Source organism: Poseidonibacter lekithochrous, from assembly GCF_018861145.1.
GTDB classification, from domain to species: domain Bacteria; phylum Campylobacterota; class Campylobacteria; order Campylobacterales; family Arcobacteraceae; genus Poseidonibacter; species Poseidonibacter lekithochrous_A.
Genome location: NZ_JAHKQT010000003.1, coordinates 78,805 through 96,226 on the forward strand (window position 1 = coordinate 78,805; position 17,422 = coordinate 96,226).

General features: G+C 27.4%; 21 protein-coding genes. 10 read left to right on the plus strand and 11 right to left on the minus strand.

Annotated elements, in window-relative coordinates; genetic code table 11:
- Window positions 1-48 precede the first annotated feature (48 nt).
- The 4 genes from holA (at window position 49) to rpsR (ending at window position 2,290) form a co-directional block, all read left to right on the plus strand.
- Complete coding sequence (holA, locus tag KO488_RS01215) at window positions 49-1,029, plus strand: DNA polymerase III subunit delta (RefSeq protein ID WP_216056962.1); 981 nt, start codon at window positions 49-51, stop codon at window positions 1,027-1,029.
- A gap of 82 nt (window positions 1,030-1,111) precedes the next feature.
- Window positions 1,112-1,465, plus strand: a complete 354-nt coding sequence (rpsF, locus tag KO488_RS01220; protein WP_216056963.1) for a 30S ribosomal protein S6 — start codon at window positions 1,112-1,114, stop codon at window positions 1,463-1,465.
- A 21-nt stretch (window positions 1,466-1,486) separates the two neighbouring features.
- Complete coding sequence (locus KO488_RS01225) at window positions 1,487-2,014, plus strand: single-stranded DNA-binding protein (RefSeq protein ID WP_216056964.1); 528 nt, start codon at window positions 1,487-1,489, stop codon at window positions 2,012-2,014.
- An 18-nt stretch (window positions 2,015-2,032) separates the two neighbouring features.
- Window positions 2,033-2,290: a 30S ribosomal protein S18 gene (gene rpsR, locus KO488_RS01230; RefSeq protein ID WP_216056965.1), complete on the plus strand. Its 258-nt coding sequence runs from the start codon at window positions 2,033-2,035 to the stop codon at window positions 2,288-2,290.
- 89 nt (window positions 2,291-2,379) lie between these two features.
- Here rpsR and cysS read toward each other — a convergent pair whose 3' ends face one another.
- Together cysS and nusA are read right to left on the minus strand one after the other, a co-directional pair.
- A complete protein-coding gene (gene cysS / locus KO488_RS01235) occupies window positions 2,380-3,783 on the minus strand; it encodes a cysteine--tRNA ligase (RefSeq protein ID WP_216056966.1) in 1,404 nt (467 codons plus the stop codon).
- A gap of 1 nt (window position 3,784) precedes the next feature.
- Entirely contained in the window at window positions 3,785-4,957 is a 1,173-nt protein-coding gene (gene nusA / locus KO488_RS01240) for a transcription termination factor NusA (RefSeq protein WP_216056967.1), read from the minus strand.
- 158 nt (window positions 4,958-5,115) lie between these two features.
- Here nusA and KO488_RS01245 point away from each other — a divergent pair, with 158 nt between their 5' ends.
- Genes KO488_RS01245 through KO488_RS01260 form a run of 4 tightly spaced genes read left to right on the plus strand, consistent with a single transcriptional unit; the run spans window position 5,116 to window position 8,876 of the window.
- The gene (locus KO488_RS01245) at window positions 5,116-5,361 is read left to right on the plus strand and encodes an HP0268 family nuclease (RefSeq protein ID WP_216056968.1); all 246 of its coding nucleotides are present in this window, start codon (window positions 5,116-5,118) and stop codon (window positions 5,359-5,361) included.
- A gap of 15 nt (window positions 5,362-5,376) precedes the next feature.
- Window positions 5,377-6,687, plus strand: a complete 1,311-nt coding sequence (miaB, locus tag KO488_RS01250) for a tRNA (N6-isopentenyl adenosine(37)-C2)-methylthiotransferase MiaB (protein WP_216056969.1) — start codon at window positions 5,377-5,379, stop codon at window positions 6,685-6,687.
- A complete protein-coding gene (locus KO488_RS01255; RefSeq protein WP_216056970.1) occupies window positions 6,687-7,301 on the plus strand; it encodes a lysophospholipid acyltransferase family protein in 615 nt (204 codons plus the stop codon). Before miaB ends, KO488_RS01255 begins: the two co-directional genes overlap by 1 nt.
- A gap of 21 nt (window positions 7,302-7,322) precedes the next feature.
- Window positions 7,323-8,876, plus strand: coding sequence for a hypothetical protein (locus KO488_RS01260; protein ID WP_216056971.1), 1,554 nt, complete (start codon window positions 7,323-7,325; stop codon window positions 8,874-8,876).
- Between the two features lie 19 nt (window positions 8,877-8,895).
- Here the strand turns inward: KO488_RS01260 and mqnE are convergent, their stop codons facing one another.
- From mqnE to KO488_RS01285, 5 genes are read right to left on the minus strand one after another with little or no spacing between them, the layout of a single operon-like run.
- Window positions 8,896-9,957 (minus strand): aminofutalosine synthase MqnE, encoded by a 1,062-nt coding sequence (gene mqnE / locus KO488_RS01265; RefSeq protein ID WP_216056972.1) that lies wholly within the window; start codon window positions 9,955-9,957, stop codon window positions 8,896-8,898.
- Between the two features lie 7 nt (window positions 9,958-9,964).
- The gene (locus KO488_RS01270; protein ID WP_216056973.1) at window positions 9,965-10,285 is read right to left on the minus strand and encodes a hypothetical protein; all 321 of its coding nucleotides are present in this window, start codon (window positions 10,283-10,285) and stop codon (window positions 9,965-9,967) included.
- A complete protein-coding gene (locus tag KO488_RS01275; protein ID WP_216056974.1) occupies window positions 10,278-10,928 on the minus strand; it encodes a carbonic anhydrase in 651 nt (216 codons plus the stop codon). Before KO488_RS01275 ends, KO488_RS01270 begins: the two co-directional genes overlap by 8 nt.
- 1 nt (window position 10,929) lies before the next feature.
- Window positions 10,930-11,166, minus strand: coding sequence for a hypothetical protein (locus KO488_RS01280; protein WP_216056975.1), 237 nt, complete (start codon window positions 11,164-11,166; stop codon window positions 10,930-10,932).
- Window positions 11,163-12,257: an aminotransferase class I/II-fold pyridoxal phosphate-dependent enzyme gene (locus KO488_RS01285; protein WP_216056976.1), complete on the minus strand. Its 1,095-nt coding sequence runs from the start codon at window positions 12,255-12,257 to the stop codon at window positions 11,163-11,165. Before KO488_RS01285 ends, KO488_RS01280 begins: the two co-directional genes overlap by 4 nt.
- 242 nt (window positions 12,258-12,499) lie before the next feature.
- Here KO488_RS01285 and KO488_RS01290 point away from each other — a divergent pair, with 242 nt between their 5' ends.
- Together KO488_RS01290 and KO488_RS01295 are read left to right on the plus strand one after the other, a co-directional pair.
- Window positions 12,500-13,339 carry an AraC family transcriptional regulator gene (locus KO488_RS01290; protein WP_216056977.1) on the plus strand — a complete coding sequence of 280 codons (840 nt, stop codon included), beginning with the start codon at window positions 12,500-12,502 and terminating at the stop codon, window positions 13,337-13,339.
- Window positions 13,332-14,516: a YbfB/YjiJ family MFS transporter gene (locus KO488_RS01295; protein WP_216056978.1), complete on the plus strand. Its 1,185-nt coding sequence runs from the start codon at window positions 13,332-13,334 to the stop codon at window positions 14,514-14,516. Before KO488_RS01290 ends, KO488_RS01295 begins: the two co-directional genes overlap by 8 nt.
- Window positions 14,517-14,541: 25 nt before the next feature.
- Here KO488_RS01295 and KO488_RS01300 read toward each other — a convergent pair whose 3' ends face one another.
- The 4 genes from KO488_RS01300 to KO488_RS01315 form a co-directional block, all read right to left on the minus strand.
- Window positions 14,542-14,874, minus strand: a complete 333-nt coding sequence (locus KO488_RS01300; RefSeq protein ID WP_216056979.1) for a YraN family protein — start codon at window positions 14,872-14,874, stop codon at window positions 14,542-14,544.
- Window positions 14,875-14,892: 18 nt separating this feature from the next.
- Window positions 14,893-15,558 (minus strand): response regulator transcription factor, encoded by a 666-nt coding sequence (locus KO488_RS01305; protein WP_216056980.1) that lies wholly within the window; start codon window positions 15,556-15,558, stop codon window positions 14,893-14,895.
- Window positions 15,539-16,576 (minus strand): SAM-dependent methyltransferase, encoded by a 1,038-nt coding sequence (locus tag KO488_RS01310; RefSeq protein WP_216056981.1) that lies wholly within the window; start codon window positions 16,574-16,576, stop codon window positions 15,539-15,541. Before KO488_RS01310 ends, KO488_RS01305 begins: the two co-directional genes overlap by 20 nt.
- A gap of 69 nt (window positions 16,577-16,645) precedes the next feature.
- Window positions 16,646-17,362 carry an OmpA family protein gene (locus KO488_RS01315; RefSeq protein WP_216056982.1) on the minus strand — a complete coding sequence of 239 codons (717 nt, stop codon included), beginning with the start codon at window positions 17,360-17,362 and terminating at the stop codon, window positions 16,646-16,648.
- Window positions 17,363-17,422: the final 60 nt, after the last annotated feature.

Here is a 17,422-nt window from a genome sequence, read left to right on the forward strand (position 1 = left end):
TTCTTAGATGAATTTTATTGAAAGATAACTTAGGATAAGATATACCCTATGTATAAAAACGAATTTGATAATCATTTAAGACAAAATAAAAAATTTAATGCTTATATGTTCTATGGACAATCAACCTTTTTAGTTGAGCATTACTCATATATTGTAACTTCTTCTCTTGGACAAAAAGATGAAATTGAAAAATTGTATTTTGATGAATACGATTTTAAATACGCAAAAGACAAGTTACTACAATCTTCACTATTCTCATCAAATAATATATTACTAATAAAATGTGATAAAAAAATACCTAAAAAAGAAGTAGATACTTTAGTCGAAGCTTGTAATGCAAATCCTGATAGTACAGTTATCTTTTCTTGTATAGGAGATACAGATTTTAGAACAATGGAGAAAAGCTTTTCTGCTAAAACAAATTCTGTAGCAGTAAGAATGTTTTCTCCTAATGACAATGAAGCAGTACGGCTAATTGAAAATGAAGCAAAGAACCTAAATATTAATTATGAGTTGTCTGCACTAAATCATTTATACTTTATGCATAAAAATGATTTATCATTATGTATTAATGACTTATCAAAACTTGCTATTTTGGATGAAAAGATAAGTTCAAATATTGTAAATACACATTGTTTTGGAATAGGTGCTGTTTCTTTTGAAGACTTTTTGCATGATTTATTAAGTGGTAAAGATATAGCAAATGATTTAACCCTTTTATTAGAAGAGGGTGTTAATGAAATATTCTTAATAAATCAAGTAACATCATTTATTCAACAACTGTTTATGATTTCTTCATATACAAGAGCAATTGGAGCACCAAATCCTAAAGAAATATTAGGATTCATTCCTCCGAAGAATATCTGGGAAAAGAAATCAAAACTAGCAATAAATATAAAACCAGAAAAGTTTCAAGAAATGCTAGAATACTTACTAAATATTGAGTTAGAACTCAAATCTTCAAAGATAGACAACTTAAATCTATATTTACAAGCAACTCTAAGAAAGTTTACAGTTTTATTTGGGTAAAATCCATGACTTTATAAAAAAGTACCCTTGCTAATATTAGTGTAAAACTAAAATATTGGCATAATCTAGAAGGAGAAAATAGATGAGTAAATTAAGACATTATGAAACAATGTTTATTATTAAGCCAACGTTAACTGAAGAAGAAACTGCAGCTCAAATTGATGGTGTAAAAGCTATTATTGAAAAGAATGGTGGAGAAATTGTACAATGTGACAATATGGGTTCTCAACAATTAGCTTACGAAATTGAAAAACACAAAAGAGGTTACTACTACCTTGTATATTTCAAAGGTGAACCTGCAGGAATTGCTGAAATCGAAAGAAATTACAGAATCAATGAAAATATCATTAGATTCATTTTCATTAAATATGAAAATAAAAAAGAGATTGCAGCATGGACTTATATGTGTGGCGAAGCAGCTAAAAAAGCTAACTAATTAAAATTATAGGAATTTAGTATGTATAATAAAGTAATCATGGTTGGAAATTTAACAAGAGATATTGAGCTAAGATATTTACCATCTGGTGCAGCAATAGCAAAATCTGCAATTGCAACATCATTTAAGTTTAAATCAGCAGCTGGAGAACAAAAAGATGAAGTTTGTTTTTTAGATTTTAATATGTTTGGAAGATCTGCTGAGGTTGCTAATCAATACTTACGAAAAGGTTCTAAAGTTTTATTAGAAGGTAGACTTGTATTTGAACAGTGGACGGCACAAGATGGAACTAACAGAAATAGACACTCTTTAAGAGTTGAAACTATGAAAATGTTAGATTCAAAAAGTGACTCTATGAATAATAATGCTGGGGATAACCAAGGTTATAATCCACAAGGATCGTATAATCAACCAGCACAAAATCAATACAATAATACTGCTAATACTCAAAATGCTCAAAACAACTATGGTGGTAATAATCAAGCAGCAAAAATGCCTGAACAAAAAATACCTGAAATAGATATAGACGAAGACGAAATACCGTTTTAGTAAATAAAGGAAAACGACATGGCTGAAAGAAGAAAATACGGAAAAAAATATTGTAAATATACTGAGATGAAAGTTACTTTCATTGATTATAAAAACTCTGATTTATTAAAAATTTCAATGAGTGAAAGAGGTAAAATTATGCCTAGAAGACTTACTGGAAATTCTAAGAATTCTCAAGAGATGGTAGAAACTGCAATTAAAAGAGCTAGACATATGGCTTTAGTTCCATACATCGTTAACACTCATAATGTTACAGATGCAGCTTTCGCTAGATAATTCTAGTAAAAGTTTATAAAAAAGGGAAAATGCAATTGCATCTTCCCTTTTTTTATGTCTAAAATTTATTTTTTATTTGAGAAAAGTAATTAAACCTTTTCCCAAACAACACCTGCTGGTGTATCCATAAGTGAAATTCCAAGTGCTGTAATTTCATCTCTGACTTTATCAGCAGCTTCAAAATCTTTAGCTTTTTTTGCTTCACTTCTTTTCTCTATTAGTTTTTCAATGCTAATTTTTTCTTCATTGCTTATTCCAAATTGGAAATATTCGTAAGCATCAGATGACCCAATTCCTAAAATATCTGAAATAAATTCTATATTTGAAACTAGTTCTTTTTTTAATACTTTATCTTTTGGATTAATATCCAGTTTATCATTTGCATTTGAAATCATTTCATCAATAGTAGAAAGGGCTTTTGATGTATTAATATCATCATTTAAAGCATTAAATAGTTTTTCTTTAAACTCTTTATTAACTTCTGATTTTGCACCACCATAAACTCTTTTTTTAACTCTGTAAAGTTTATCTAATCGTTTTTTAGAAGACAATAAATCTTCTTCATTAAAGTTAAAATCAGTTCTATAATGAGCAGTTAACAAATAAAATCTAATAACCTCTCCACTATAAGATTTAAGAACATCTTTTAAGAAAAATGAGTTACCAAGTGATTTACTCATTTTTTCTCCATCAATATTTACAAAACCATTGTGCATCCAATATTTTGCAAGTTCTTGATTTGATGAACATCTTGTTTGAGAGGCTTCATTCTCATGGTGAGGGAAAAGTAAATCAGCCCCTCCACCATGAATATCTATTTGATAAGGAGTATTTTTATAAGCTAAATGTTTTTCAATCATAGCAGAACACTCAATATGCCAACCAGGACGACCATTTCCAAATTCTGCTTCAAAAACTACATCTTCATCTTTTGCAAATTTCCATAAAACAAAATCAGCTGGATTTCTTTTTTCTTCATTTGCTTCAACTCTTGCTTGTGAGTTTTCGTCACTTGCTCTATGAGAAATTGAACCATAAGTAGAATCTTTCGATGTATCAAAATAAACACCATTTGAAATTACATAAGCTATATCTCTTGAGATTAGATTATTAATCATCTCTTTCATGATTTCAAGATTCTGCGTAGCTTTTGGCTCTATTGTATTATCTAAAACATTTAAAGCTTTCATATCAGCTTTATATGTGTTGATATATTGAGTTGTAATGTCTTCCAATGTTCTTGAAGTTTCATACATTTTTTTGATGATTTTATCATCAATATCTGTGAAGTTTTTTGTCATTGTTACTTCATAGTCGTTCATTTTTAGAACTCTATGAAGTAAATCAAAGGCAATGGCAGATCTAGCATGACCTAGATGTGAATCATCATAAACTGTTGGTCCACACACATAAATCTTTGCTTTTTTCTCTTCTATTGATTCAAATAAAACTTTTTCTTTTTTTACTGAATCATAAATATATATATTATTCATTTTATTTAAATAGTGCTTCTAATGAAGAAGTATCTGTTGTTCTTTCTTCTCTTCTTTCGTTGTTACCTTCAACAGTTGGAGCAGAACCTTCAATTTCTACTAATTCAATTTCATATTTAGTAAGCATTGATGCAAGTCTAATATTTAAACCAGCTTTTCCAATGGCTTTAGATTTTTGATCACTAGGAATTGTTACAATTGCCTTACCTTTATCTGTAAATGTAGGTGCTTGTGTAATCTCAACTTTTGAAATAATTGCAGGTGATAAAGCTCGTGAGATAAACATTTCAGGAATTGTTGAATACTCTACACAATCAATATTCTCTCCACTTAGTTGGAAAGAAACAGCAGAAATTCTAATACCTTTTACACCAACAACTGCACCAATTGGATCAATTTGTGGATCTATACTAGTTAATGCAATTTTAGCTCGACTACCAGGAATTCTAGCACTTGCTTCTATGATTACTTTTTCATCTTTAAGTTCAGGAACTTCAAGTGCTAGTAAACACTCTAAGAATTTTGGGCTAGTTCTTGAAATATCAATGATTAAACCATTAGTTTTATCTATATTAACACCACGAACTACAGCTTTTACAGTATCTCCAACTTTAAAAGTTTCACCTTTAATTCTACTTTTTCGTTGAAGCATTCCTTTTACTTCACCAATTTCGATGTAAGTATTTTCCTGTCTATCAACTCTAGTTACTACACCAGATACAACTTTTCCAATTTTATCTTTGTATTTGCCAAGTAAGTTTTCTTCAATAAATCTTTGTATTCTATATTCAAAATTATTATGTAAAATTGTTGCAGCATTTCTTCCCATATTTTCAAACTCTAAATCGTAATCAATAAAATCACCAATTTCTAAGTCTGCATCAATCTCTTTTGCTTCATCTAAATCAATAAAATTTTCAGCATTGATTTCATTTCCATATTCATCTTCTACTTCACCAGTTAGTCTTTCATCACCAACTGCCAAAACTTCTATTTTTTGTGATAATTGTAATTTTTTATTTTCTCTATCAATATTAGCATCGAATCTTAACGTTTCATCAACCATTTTTTCTGCTGTTTTTATAAGTGCTTCTTTTAAAGCATTTTCAACATTTTCAATTTGTAGACCCTTCTCATATGCAATTGAGTCTAAAATATCTATAATTTTGTCCATTAATAACCTTTAATAATCTTTTATTTGTTGACATTGAAATGTAATGTTTATGAATTCAATGTAGTGTAGAGTTATATTATATCGAAAACTCCTTTTATGAAAATAAAAGTAATTTTAGATATAATATTTAGCTAATTAAAAAGAAAAGGTTTACTAATATGGAATTATTAATTGCAAGAGAAGAATTAAGTAAAAAACCAAAAAAAATGCAACTAGATAAAATTAAAGAAGAATTAAAAAAAGGTTCAAATGCAGAGCTATTGTACTTTGACAGAGATAACTCACATAAAGATATGATGGCATTAGTTGATGCACTTGAAGATGATGACTATAATGTTTACTTCAGAGAAGTAAAATATGGTTTAGCAGATGATGAATATTTATATGAGGTTCATGCACTTTAATCAAGTGATAAAGCTATGAGTTCAAATAAAAAACTATTTATACAAACACTTGGTTGTCAGATGAATGACACCGATAGTCAGCATATAGTAGCTGAGTTAGAAAAACATAAAGACTATTCGCAAACTGATGTTATGGAAGATGCAGATTTAATTATTATAAATACATGTTCTGTAAGAGAAAAACCAGTTCAGAAACTATTTTCAGAAATTGGTCAGTTTAATAAGAAGAAAAAAGATGGCGCTAAAATTGGTGTTTGTGGTTGTACTGCATCACATTTAGGAAAAGATATTATTAAAAGAGCACCTTACGTAGATTTCGTTGTAGGTGCACGAAATATATCTAAAATTAAAGATGTTGTAGATATTAAAGGTTCAGTTGAAATTTCAATTGATAATGATGACTCTATGTACGAATTTGCAACTGCAAAAACAAACAAATATAGAGCAAGTGTAAATATCTCAGTTGGTTGTGATAAAAAATGTACTTACTGTATTGTTCCAAGTACTAGAGGTGAAGAATTATCTATTCCTGTTGAAATGATTGTTGATCAAGTTCAAAAATCAGTTAATCAAGGTGCTGTTGAAGTAATGCTTTTAGGGCAAAATGTAAATTCTTATGGAAGAAGATTTTCTGATGGTAGAGAAAAATCTACTTTTACTAAACTTTTACAAGAAGTTTCAAAAGTTGAAGGTTTAGAGCGAATTAGATTTACATCTCCTCATCCTTTGCATATGGATGATGAATTTATTGAAGAGTTTGCAAAAAATAAAAAGATATCAAGATGTATTCATATGCCTTTACAAAGTGGTTCAACATCAATTTTAAAAGCTATGAAAAGAGGTTATACAAAAGAGTGGTTCTTAAATAGAACTGCAAAAATAAGATCATTAGTTCCTGATTTAAGAATTACTACTGATATTATTGTAGCCTTTCCTGGTGAAACAGAAGCTGATTATCAAGATACTTTAGATGTTGTAAGAGAAGCTAAATTTGATCAAATCTTTAACTTCAAGTACTCTCCAAGACCTGGAACTGAAGCTTTAAAGATGGAAGATTTAGCAGTACCAGATAAAATTGGGAGTGCTAGATTAATTGAGTTAATTGAATTACACAAAAGACATTTAGAAGCTATAATGCCTACATACGTTGGACAAACTTTTTCTGTTTTAGTTGAAAGTTTAAAACCAAATGGTGAAGTTTGTGGTTTCACTGATAATTATTTACAAGTATTTGCAAAAGGAAGTGATGAACTTCTTGGTAAATTTGTAAATGTAAAAATTACTGATAACTCAAGAACATCGTTAAAAGGTGAAATAGTTCAGTAATGAAAAAATATTTTAAGACAAATATTTTACCTTACATATTATATTTTCTTGTAAAATTTATTTATTTTACTAACAAAAAAGTTTTTCATCACTCAGAAATTAAGAGTGATGAAGCTTTTATCTTTGTTGCATGGCACGGAGATTTATTAGCTCAACCTACTAACTATTTTAAATTTAGACCAAATGGAAATGTAAAAGCAATGATTAGTCATAATAAAGATGGTGAAATTATTGCGAAGATTTATGCCCTTTTAGGAACAGGATTAATAAGAGGTTCATCTTCTAAAGGTGCTGCTAAAGCTTTAATTAGTACAATTAAAGAGATTAAAGCAGGCTCAGATGTAGCTTTAACGCCAGATGGTCCAAGAGGTCCTAGATATAGTGTTGCAGATGGTGTTATTGCAATTGCTCAAAAAAGTAAAGCAAAGATTATTGTTTTAAATTCAAAGCCATCTACTTATTGGCAGTTTAGTTCATGGGATAAGTTTATTTTGCCAAAACCTTTTGGAAAAATAGATTTTTATTTATCAGAACCTTTTTGTATTGAAGGTTTAGAATTTGAAGAGGCAAAAGAGTTTATCAAAAAAAAGATGATGACTCATGCAATGCCCTAAAAAAATTTAAATAGGAAGTATATGTTTACTAAAGAGTCTTTATATATTAATGCTATTAAATATGATACACAATTAAAGCTTGATTATAAAAAGTTAAATGATAATGAAATCATTGAAGCTAATAATTCAGTATTTTTAGTTGATGATGAAATTTTAGCACATGATATTGCTCATAAAATAAATGCTTCTCAAAATGAAATTAATAATACTTATATATCAACACTTTTAATAAGTGATACAACAAGATTAGTTCCAAAAGCATTATCTTCAAAACTAAAAGATTGTGAAATCGCAGAACTGAATAATGAATTTGATATTGCTGTTTTAAAAACAACTCTTTTTGAAACAAAAAACTACTTTGATAAAACAGGTGTAGATTATATTTATTCTGCTTTTCATATATTAAATCTACATTTAGAACAAAATATTTGTAAAAATCAATTATTAGTTTTTTTATTTAATAATAAAGCTCATATTTTAATATTAGGAAATGATGCTTCTATTGTATTTAATAAAACAGTTGATTTACCTACTTTTGAATCGATAAAAAAAACACATTTTTATGAAGATGATATTGCTGGTCAAAAGCTTTATGATGAGATATATTACTTAGAACTAAATGAAATAATTCATAATATGCTAAATGAGTTTTATAAAAAATCTAAAGATATATTTGTAGAAAAAATTGTAATTCTATATGCTTTAAAACAGTTATCAAATGAACAAATAGAGCAATTAAGTGAAGAGTTACTCTTACCCATTGATTATCATCCAATAAATATTGATGAAGAAATTTTTGAGTTATCAAAAGATAAGCATTTAAGAAAGAGTTTTATAAAGCCTAGAAAGAAAGCTAAAAAAACTAATTTTAATAATCTATTTATTTTAGTGTTTTTTGTTGTTGCTTTTTTTGGTATTTATAAATTGTATATAAATATGCAAGAATCAACAAACGAGCAAAAACAAGAGATCAAAAAAATTGTTGATCTTCCTGATCACGTAAATATAAATGATAAAATTAATAAAAGAATAAAATCAATTTTTAAAAGAATACCTTATGATATAGTTCTTAAAAGTTTAAAACTTGAAGAAAATAGCTTAGAAATTAATGCAACACTATTAGCTGATGATACTTTTATAAAATCAGTAAAACCAAGTTTAGATGATATGTATACTCAAATAGATATAAAAGTTGAAAATAATAAAAAAAATATGATATCAGGGGAAATAACTGCTAAAGATGCATTACCTTTAGAAGATGTTGTTTATAAAACATATACGGATAAATATATTACAGATGAGTTCTTACCAATTTCAAGAGTTAGTGAGCAATTAAAAATTTTATTTCCTGATGATACACTTATTAAATTTAATTCTAGTAAGAATGAAGATATTACAAAGTTTTTTTATTCAGTAAGTATGATGGTAGAAACACCAGCTAAATTTTTTAATACAATTGAGATGTTAAATAATGAATTATATTCTATAAATATTATGTATCCTATAATAATGACAAAAAATGAAGATGGCTTCTTAGAAATAGAGTTTAAATTAGTATTTAATCAGCCAAAGTAAGAAGTAGAACTAAAAACTTTTACCAAGTTTTTAGTTCATTATAAACAGAGTCCCTCTCAACTGGAGTAAAACCAGTATTTTTAATCAAGTCAACAAACTCTTTTAAAGCAACTCCTTTGGCACTAGTTGCACCTGCCGCACTTTGAATTGATTCTTTTTCAATTGTTCCATCAACATCGTTTGAGCCAAACTCTTGAGCTATTAAAGCAAGTTTTACAGTTGATGTTGCCCAATATGCTTTTATATTAGAAATATTGTCTAAAACAATTCTAGCAATTGCATATGTTTTTAAAATCTCAACACCTGTTAGAGGAGCTTCAATTTTTAAGTAATTATTCTCAGTTTGATATACAAGTGGAATAAAGGCATTGAAACCACCTGTTTCATCTTGTAAGTCTCTTAGTCTAATCATATGGTCAATTCTATGATCTCTGCTTTCTACATGTCCAAATAGCATTGTTGCATTACTTTGTTTTCCTGCATTATGCCAAGTCTTATGAATTTCAATCCATTGATCTGATGTAACTTTTCCACCACAGATTTTCTTTCTAACTTTTTCATCAAAAATTTCAGCACCACCACCTGGCATAGAATCTATTCCATGCTCAATCATCATATCAATTAGTTCTTGGTATGTAAGATTATATTCAGTACTTAAAAAGTGGATTTCAGCAGCAGTTAGTGCTTTTACATGAATTGATGGAAAATTCTCTTTTATTTTTCTAAATACATCCATATACCATTGCAAACCAGTATCTGGATTGTGTGCAGATACTATATGCACTTCTTTAATATCATTTTTAGAAGAGTTTTTAACAATCTCAATTATCTCTTCATGTGTCATTGTATATTGTAGGGGATTCTTTCTACTAGCACTATATGCACAAAATTGGCAAACATCTTTACAAACGTTTGTTGGATTTATGTGTCTATTAATATTGAAGTATGTTTTTTTACCATGCTTTTCTTCTCTTATTTTATTTGCATATTTTGCAAGTGTAAATAAATCTAAATCATAAAGTTTAATCGCATCTTCATATTCTAATCGTTCATTATTTTCTAATTTTTCTATAATACTCATATTATTCCTATTTACAGTCAAAGTCTTTTGTGTTTTTATTATATCTACCCATATGAATAAAACCTATACATGTTTTATCTAAGTCATTATCATAAAATCTAACTTTATATACTTTACTTTTATATCTTGTTTCTTTATCTTCAACGCTTAACTTATTAATTACTTCAATTTTTTGAATATTGTTGTGACCTAAAGTGGCAAGAATTTCAGTCATTTTATCTTGTTTTAGTGTTTTTAATATTGTAAATACAGCAATTCCTGCAAGAATTAAAACACCAATAATAATTATTGTTTTTCTTGGTAATTTTCTTACTTCATTCTTAGTCATCATCATTCTCCACTAGTGGCAAGAATGAACATTTTTCGCCATCGTAAGATTCTAAAGTTCCATCTTCAATTCTATAGTACCAACCATGAATTTGTAAACTACCATCTTTTATTTTTCGTTCAACATCAGGGAATGTAAGTAAGTTTTCCATTTGATGAACTACTGAAATTCTTTCAGTTGCTCTATATAACTTTTCTTTATCACTTTTATCTTGAATAGCAAGAAGAGTATATTCTTTTGCTTTTTTACCTAATTCTAACCATTTTTTAACATGTATTAAATCTGGTGAATCTCCAATATCTTGATATAAACTTTTACAAGCACCACAGTGAGAATGCCCACAAATAATTATATGTTTAACACCTAAAACAGAAACTGCATACTCAATAGCAGCTGAACTACCATGGTAATCTTCATCATGACTATAGGGAGGTACAAAGTTTCCTACATTTCTTAAAATAAACATATCTCCTGGTTTTGTATCAAGCATTAAATCAGGGATAATTCTACTATCACTACATCCTACAAAAAGTATTTCAGGTTTTTGACCATTTTCAACTAGGTCTTGAACATTTCCTTGAAATTTAGGGAAAGAAACTTCTCTAAACTTTTGATTGCCTTTTATTAAATCATTTATAATCATTCTATTTTCCTGTTTTTATTACTTTTTGAGTAGTAGGAGTTATCATTGTTATTTTTTTTATACTGTCTTCTTCACTTAAATCAGCTTCAATTTTATACTCAACTAAATAGTCTATTTTATGACATGAAAATAGTTTTGTATATTGTGACATTTCTAATAACTCACATTTCTTCATATTTATTGTAGCTTCTGAAAATAATGCAGAAAATGCAAGTAAACTAATCATTAATATTTTCATTTTAATTCCTTTAATATTTTGCATACTTTTATTAAATCATCTTCACTTATATCTATTTTTGCAATAAGCCGTATAATAGCACTTTTAACAGTTGGCTGTCTAATTGCGCCTACTATATAGTTTTGTTCTTGTAAAAAAGCTTGTATTTCTTTTACTTTCTTATTATCTCCTATATCAATAGGAATAATTAAACTTTGCGATTTTATATGTAACATTCTATGTATAATAGTTAAATTTTTATTTATCTTTTCTTTTAATGTATTTTTATTTTCAATAATATATTTTAAAGACTCTAATCCTAGTGCAATGTCAAAAAGTGATGGAGCAGTTGAATAGATAATTGGCTTTGCTCTATTTACTAGAAAATCTATGATTTCTTTTGATGCTAAAATATAAGCACCATATGAACCATAAGCTTTTCCTAAAGTTCCCATTTTTACATGGTATTTATTTGGTTTAATTTTATAGTAATCAAATAACCCTAATAAATTATCACCAATAACTCCAGAACTATGGGCTTCATCAACTAATAAAATAGCTTCATATTTAGAGGATACATCAAAAAAATCTTTTGGTGCTATATCTCCACCCATAGAATAAACACCTTCTATTGCTATAATTTTTCTGCCATTTCTTGTATTTTTTAAAATCTTTTCTTCTAAGTCTTTATAGTCATTATGTTTAAATATAACAACTTGTTCAGGTCTTAAAAGTTTAGTGGCTAGTATTCCACTAGCATGATATTCTTCATCAATAAATAAAGTGTCATTATTTCTGCATAAGGCTTCAATCATTGAAATATTTGCAAGAAAACCAGAACCTACTGCAACACCTGCTTCAAAATTGTTAACTTTACATAGGGTGTCTTCAAAATCTTTATGTATTTGATTGTATCCATTTACAAGCATAGATGCTTTTGGTGAAGTATATTGTTCTTGAAGTACTCTTTTATAAGCTTTTTGAAATAGATCTTTATTTGTAGATAAGCCCAAATAGTCATTTGAAGCTAAATCGATTATATTTTTATTAAATACTTCACGAGTTCTAAAACGGTTTGATTTTTTAATAGATAATAGTTCTTTTGAATACAAAAAGGTCTCCGTAAGTGTTTAGGAATATTAACTAAAAATTGCTAAATAAGACTTGAATATATTATATGAAACAATCATGCTAGTTTAATGCTACTAACAGTTGTTATACTTTTAACACTAATTTTATATACAATCAAAATAAAAAAGGTGAAAGTTTACTAACAACTTATCTTTCATCTTTTATACTCACAATAGCAATATTTTCCAAGACTTTTTAATACTTTCTTTTGTAAGATACTCAAATGATAGAAAACAACAATAATAGAATTTTTAAGATAAATGAATTACCTTATTTAGAATTAAAATATAGTACAACATTTTTTGAATGCCCTCAAAAACATTACCATAATATGATATGTCTTATAGGATTAAAAAAAGGAAGTGCTAAGTTTATTGTAAATGAGAAAGAAGTTCTTTTAAAAAAAGAAAAACTTGTTGTTATAAACCCAAATGAAGTTCATTATTCAATTTCGGATGAAAAAAATCAAGACTATTATGTAATTTATATAGATAGAAACTGGTATAGAACTTTACAAAATCAAGTATTTGAAAGTGAAAATATTATTGCCCTGCCTAATATTCTTGACGATTTAAATATAAATAAAGATTTCTTTAAACTATTTGATTTTTTATCTGATAAAAATGATGTTATAGAAAAAGAGATGAAATTACTGGATTTTTTAAAAACTATTTTTAGTTTATCTATAGATGAGAAGAAGTTTTTGAAAATCAACGAGACAACAAAAATAGCAAAAGAATTTAAAGAGTATATAGAAGAAAATATTTCTTCAAAATTAACATTAACTTCTATATCAAAAGAATTAAATGTAAGTGCATTTCATATAATTAGAGTTTGTAATCAAGATTTTGGATTATCTGCAAATGCCTACATTGTAAATAAAAGAGTGCATAGAGCAAAAAAATTAATAAGTGAAGGTTTTGATATCTCGCAAGTAGCTGTTGAAGTTGGTTTTTATGATCAAAGTCATTTAACAAATGTCTTTAAAAAAGTTTTTGCGATGACACCTAAAGCATATCAAAATGATATTTTAAAAAGTACACAAGGAAAAAGAATTGAATAGTTTAAATTTATTAGATAAAAATAAAAACTTTAATATTTTATTAGCCGGAATTATAGGTTTATTTATAGGTGTAGGAGTTGCACGTTTTTCATATACTTCTCTTTTACCTTCAATGTTAGAAGATAATACTTTATCTTTAACTTTTTCAGGTGTATTAGCTTCTTTGAATTATGTAGGATATTTATCTGGTTCAATATTTGCTATTTTTATAAAAGATATAAATACAAAAGTGAAGTATTTTCGATTAGGAATTATTTTATGTATTTTGACAACTGTTATTATGGGAATTACAACAAATGAAATCTTATGGTTATTAGGACGAATTGTTGCAGGATTTGGAGCTGCTATGGCTTTAGTTGTAGGAGCTGCTATAGTAATGACAAAATTAGATTTTGAAGATAAAACAAAAGCTATGGGAATATATTTTTCAGGTATTGGGCTTGCGCTTGCATTATCTGATGTCATAAGTAGATATGTTTTATATATTTCATCATGGCAAACGTCATGGATTGTATTAACTTTAAGTGGAGCCTTGGTAGCTTTTTATCCTTTGTATATCTTGTCATTTGATAAACATGTTAGTCAAAAAAATGAAAAACATCCATTAAATAAAGCACTATTTTCACCTTTTGTTGTGATTCTAATTGCTGCATATTTTACTGAGGGTGTTGGTTTTGTAATACAAGGAACATTTCTTCCTACTATTTTAAAATCTCTTCCAGGATTAGAACATGTTGCTGGATTATCTTGGTTATTAGTTGGACTTGCAGGAATTCCTGCTGCTATTATATGGATGAAATTAGCACATAAATATGGAAGTGTAAATATAATTATAATTGCAATGTCAATTCAAATTGTGGGTATTCTAATTCCTACTATGACTGCTAATATTTATTTGAATTTATTATGTGGAATTTTATATGGTGGAACATTTACAGGGTTAGTTGCCTTATTTATGAATTTAGGTGGTAAGTTATCTGGTAAAAATCCAGTTATGTTAATGGGTGCACTAACTACTGCTTATGGAATAGGGCAAGTTACCGCTCCTTTATATGCAGTAAGTTTAACTGAATGGACAGGAAATTATGATTATGCTTTATATGTAACTGCTGTAATTGTATTCTTTGGGGTGCTTATGCTTTTAGGAGCTAAAAAATTTAAAAGTTATGTTTCATAAAAATAGTTAGAAAATATTTACTTGCTTAAATCGTAATATTTTCTAGTAGTTCAATTTCATTGTCTACTACAATTATTACGTCAATACAGTATGCTACATCAAGTTTTTTTATTTGTAAATAGTAATCAATGCTTCTTTTGATTTTTGAGAGTTTTGAAGTAGTTATATTATTTATGGCAATCTCATACTCAGTTGCAGACTTAACTTCACAAAAATGGTAGATATCATTCTTTTTAGAGATAATATCTATTTCTCCTAGCTTTTTAGCATAAAAGTTCTGTTCTATTATTTTATAATCTAAATCTTCTAAAAAAGATATAGCTTTCTTTTCTGCTTCATCGCCTTTTTGTTTACTCATAAAATTTATTTACTACCTTTAATCTTCTTTTTTATATTCAATCATATATCCAAGACCCCTAATATTAGTAATAAAATCTTCTTTTAATACTTTTTTTAATCTATTTATTTCTGCTCTAATTGTTGCATTATCAATATCATCATCCTGCCATACAAACTCTCTAAACATATCATAATTTACAGGTGAGTTCTTATGTCTTGCAAGAAGCTGAATAATTTGTATTTGTCTTTTGGGTAGAGTATGTGCTTCATTGTTATATAAAAGAGTTAAGATATTTGTATTAAAACTATATGAATCTGATAGCTGTTTATTTTGTTTTGGAACTATTTGAGATTGTGATATTTTGTTTATTCTTAATGTTAATTCTTTTAAATGAAAAGGTTTTTTTAAGTAATCATAACATCCAAGTTCAAAAGCTCTTGATATCTCTTCAATATCAATAAGAGCAGAGATAAATATTGTTGGAATAATTATATTCTTTTCATGAAGGGTTTCTAAGACTTCAAACCCATTAATATCAGGTACATTAATATCAAATATTAATAGTTCAAATTCTTCTTCTTCTATGATTCTTAGACAATTTGTACCATCTCTTGTTGTCCTAACAGAATGGTTTGTCGATTGAAGATATTGAGTGATCGCTCTATTTAGCATTACATCATCTTCAAGTAATAAGATTTTCATTTTGTCTCCATTGTTTCCGTACATTTATTATTTTAAATCTATCGCCCATTCCCGTAGGTTCTAGTAGAGTTTTAACATTTTGAGTTTGTCTTAAATAAGTCGATTCATCTACGTTTGCTTTTAAAATTTCAAGTAATTCGATAATTCCAAATTCAACTAAAGCCTTTAATTGAGTATTAAAAATAACATTTTTAATACTATTATTTTTAAAACAATCATTTAAATGATTAAAATGTACATCATAAGTAATATCAGAATTTTTATATAGTTTTTGTAAATCTAAACCCTCTTCAAATATTGGATAAACTGTATGCTTTTCATAAATTCTTGCAGAAAAATCGTTTCTTGGATATCTATCTCCATAATCAAAAGTTAGAAATTCAAAGTTTTTGATATTTGTACAAAGAGTATTTACAAATTCTTCATAAGATAATCCAACTTCACCTTTTGTAATTTGATATTTTTTACAATGCTCTATTATTTTTTTATCAACACAATCAATAAATTTTATTTTATGATTTTCTACAAAAGCTTGTTGTAAAATATTTTTATCATTTGTATATACTAATTCACATGAAAAAGCATCAAATATTTCATTTGCTAATACAAAAGCATTTTCAAGTTTTACATTTTCTAAATCATTATAATGTTTTAATTTTATAATATCACCAAAAGATTCTTTGATATATGATATTTGTTTTTCTTGTAAATTAGGAAATCTTTCAACTATTGAAAAGTTTAAAGTATCTAGAAGTTTTGGTTTAAGTGTGTATATAAATTGAATTACATCAGCAAGTAAATAGCCATGATGCGCTCCAATTTCTAGTATTGTTGTATCTTGTGGTAAGAAACCATCTTCAATAGATTTTATAATCTTCTTGGCAATAGCACCACCAAAAAAAGGAGAGGTTGAAACAGAGGTAAAAAAATCACCATCTTTACCAATTTCTTTATATGTAGCATAGTAGCCATCATTTCCATATAGCCAGTTATTAAAATATTCACTAAATTTTATCATTGCTAATTGTATCAAAATTTATTTAGTCTAGATATAAACAAAGGCTTGTAAATAAAAAGATTTCTCTTTTTATTTACAAGTGTCGATTACAGATTGAGCATTTGGGTAAAGATATACTTCTACTCTTCTATTTAAGCCCATATTAGCTGCTGAATCATTTGGTGCAACTGGTTTATCAAAAGAACATCCTTTTGAGAAAATTTGATTTTGTACTCCAGAATTATAAATAATATTTCCAACATTTGAAGCTCTTTGTTCTGATAATGTTTTATTATAAGAATGAGATCCTCTACTATCTGTGTGACCTGTTACTTGAACTAAAGTATTTGGATACTTTTCAAGTACACCTGTAACTTTTGATATTTTAGAACTAGCACTATAAGTAGGAGTTGCTGAGTTTGTTTCAAACATCATTGCATCTCTGAACATGATTTTTACATAGTTATCTGTATTTGAAACAATTAAGTCTTGATTTGGATCTAAAACTGCATTTGGATTATTGTTTACATTTGTATTTAAACTATCAGCAACTTCTTTTGCTTGTTTGTCTAAATTATAACCAATTGCTCCACCAATAGCAGCACCAGCCATCGCACCAATTACTTTATTTCTACTTTTACTTCCACCACCAACATTATTCCCAAGTGCTATACCAGCTAAGGCACCTAAAGTTGTACCAATTATTGCTTTTTGATTATTATCAATAGTTTGATTTCCTGTTCCTGTTGCACATCCACTAATCATTGTAGCCGCGATAACAGAAGATATCATTAACTTTATTTTCATTTTATATCCTTATTATTTCAATTAGTTATTTTATCATACTATTGACTTATTGTGAAATAA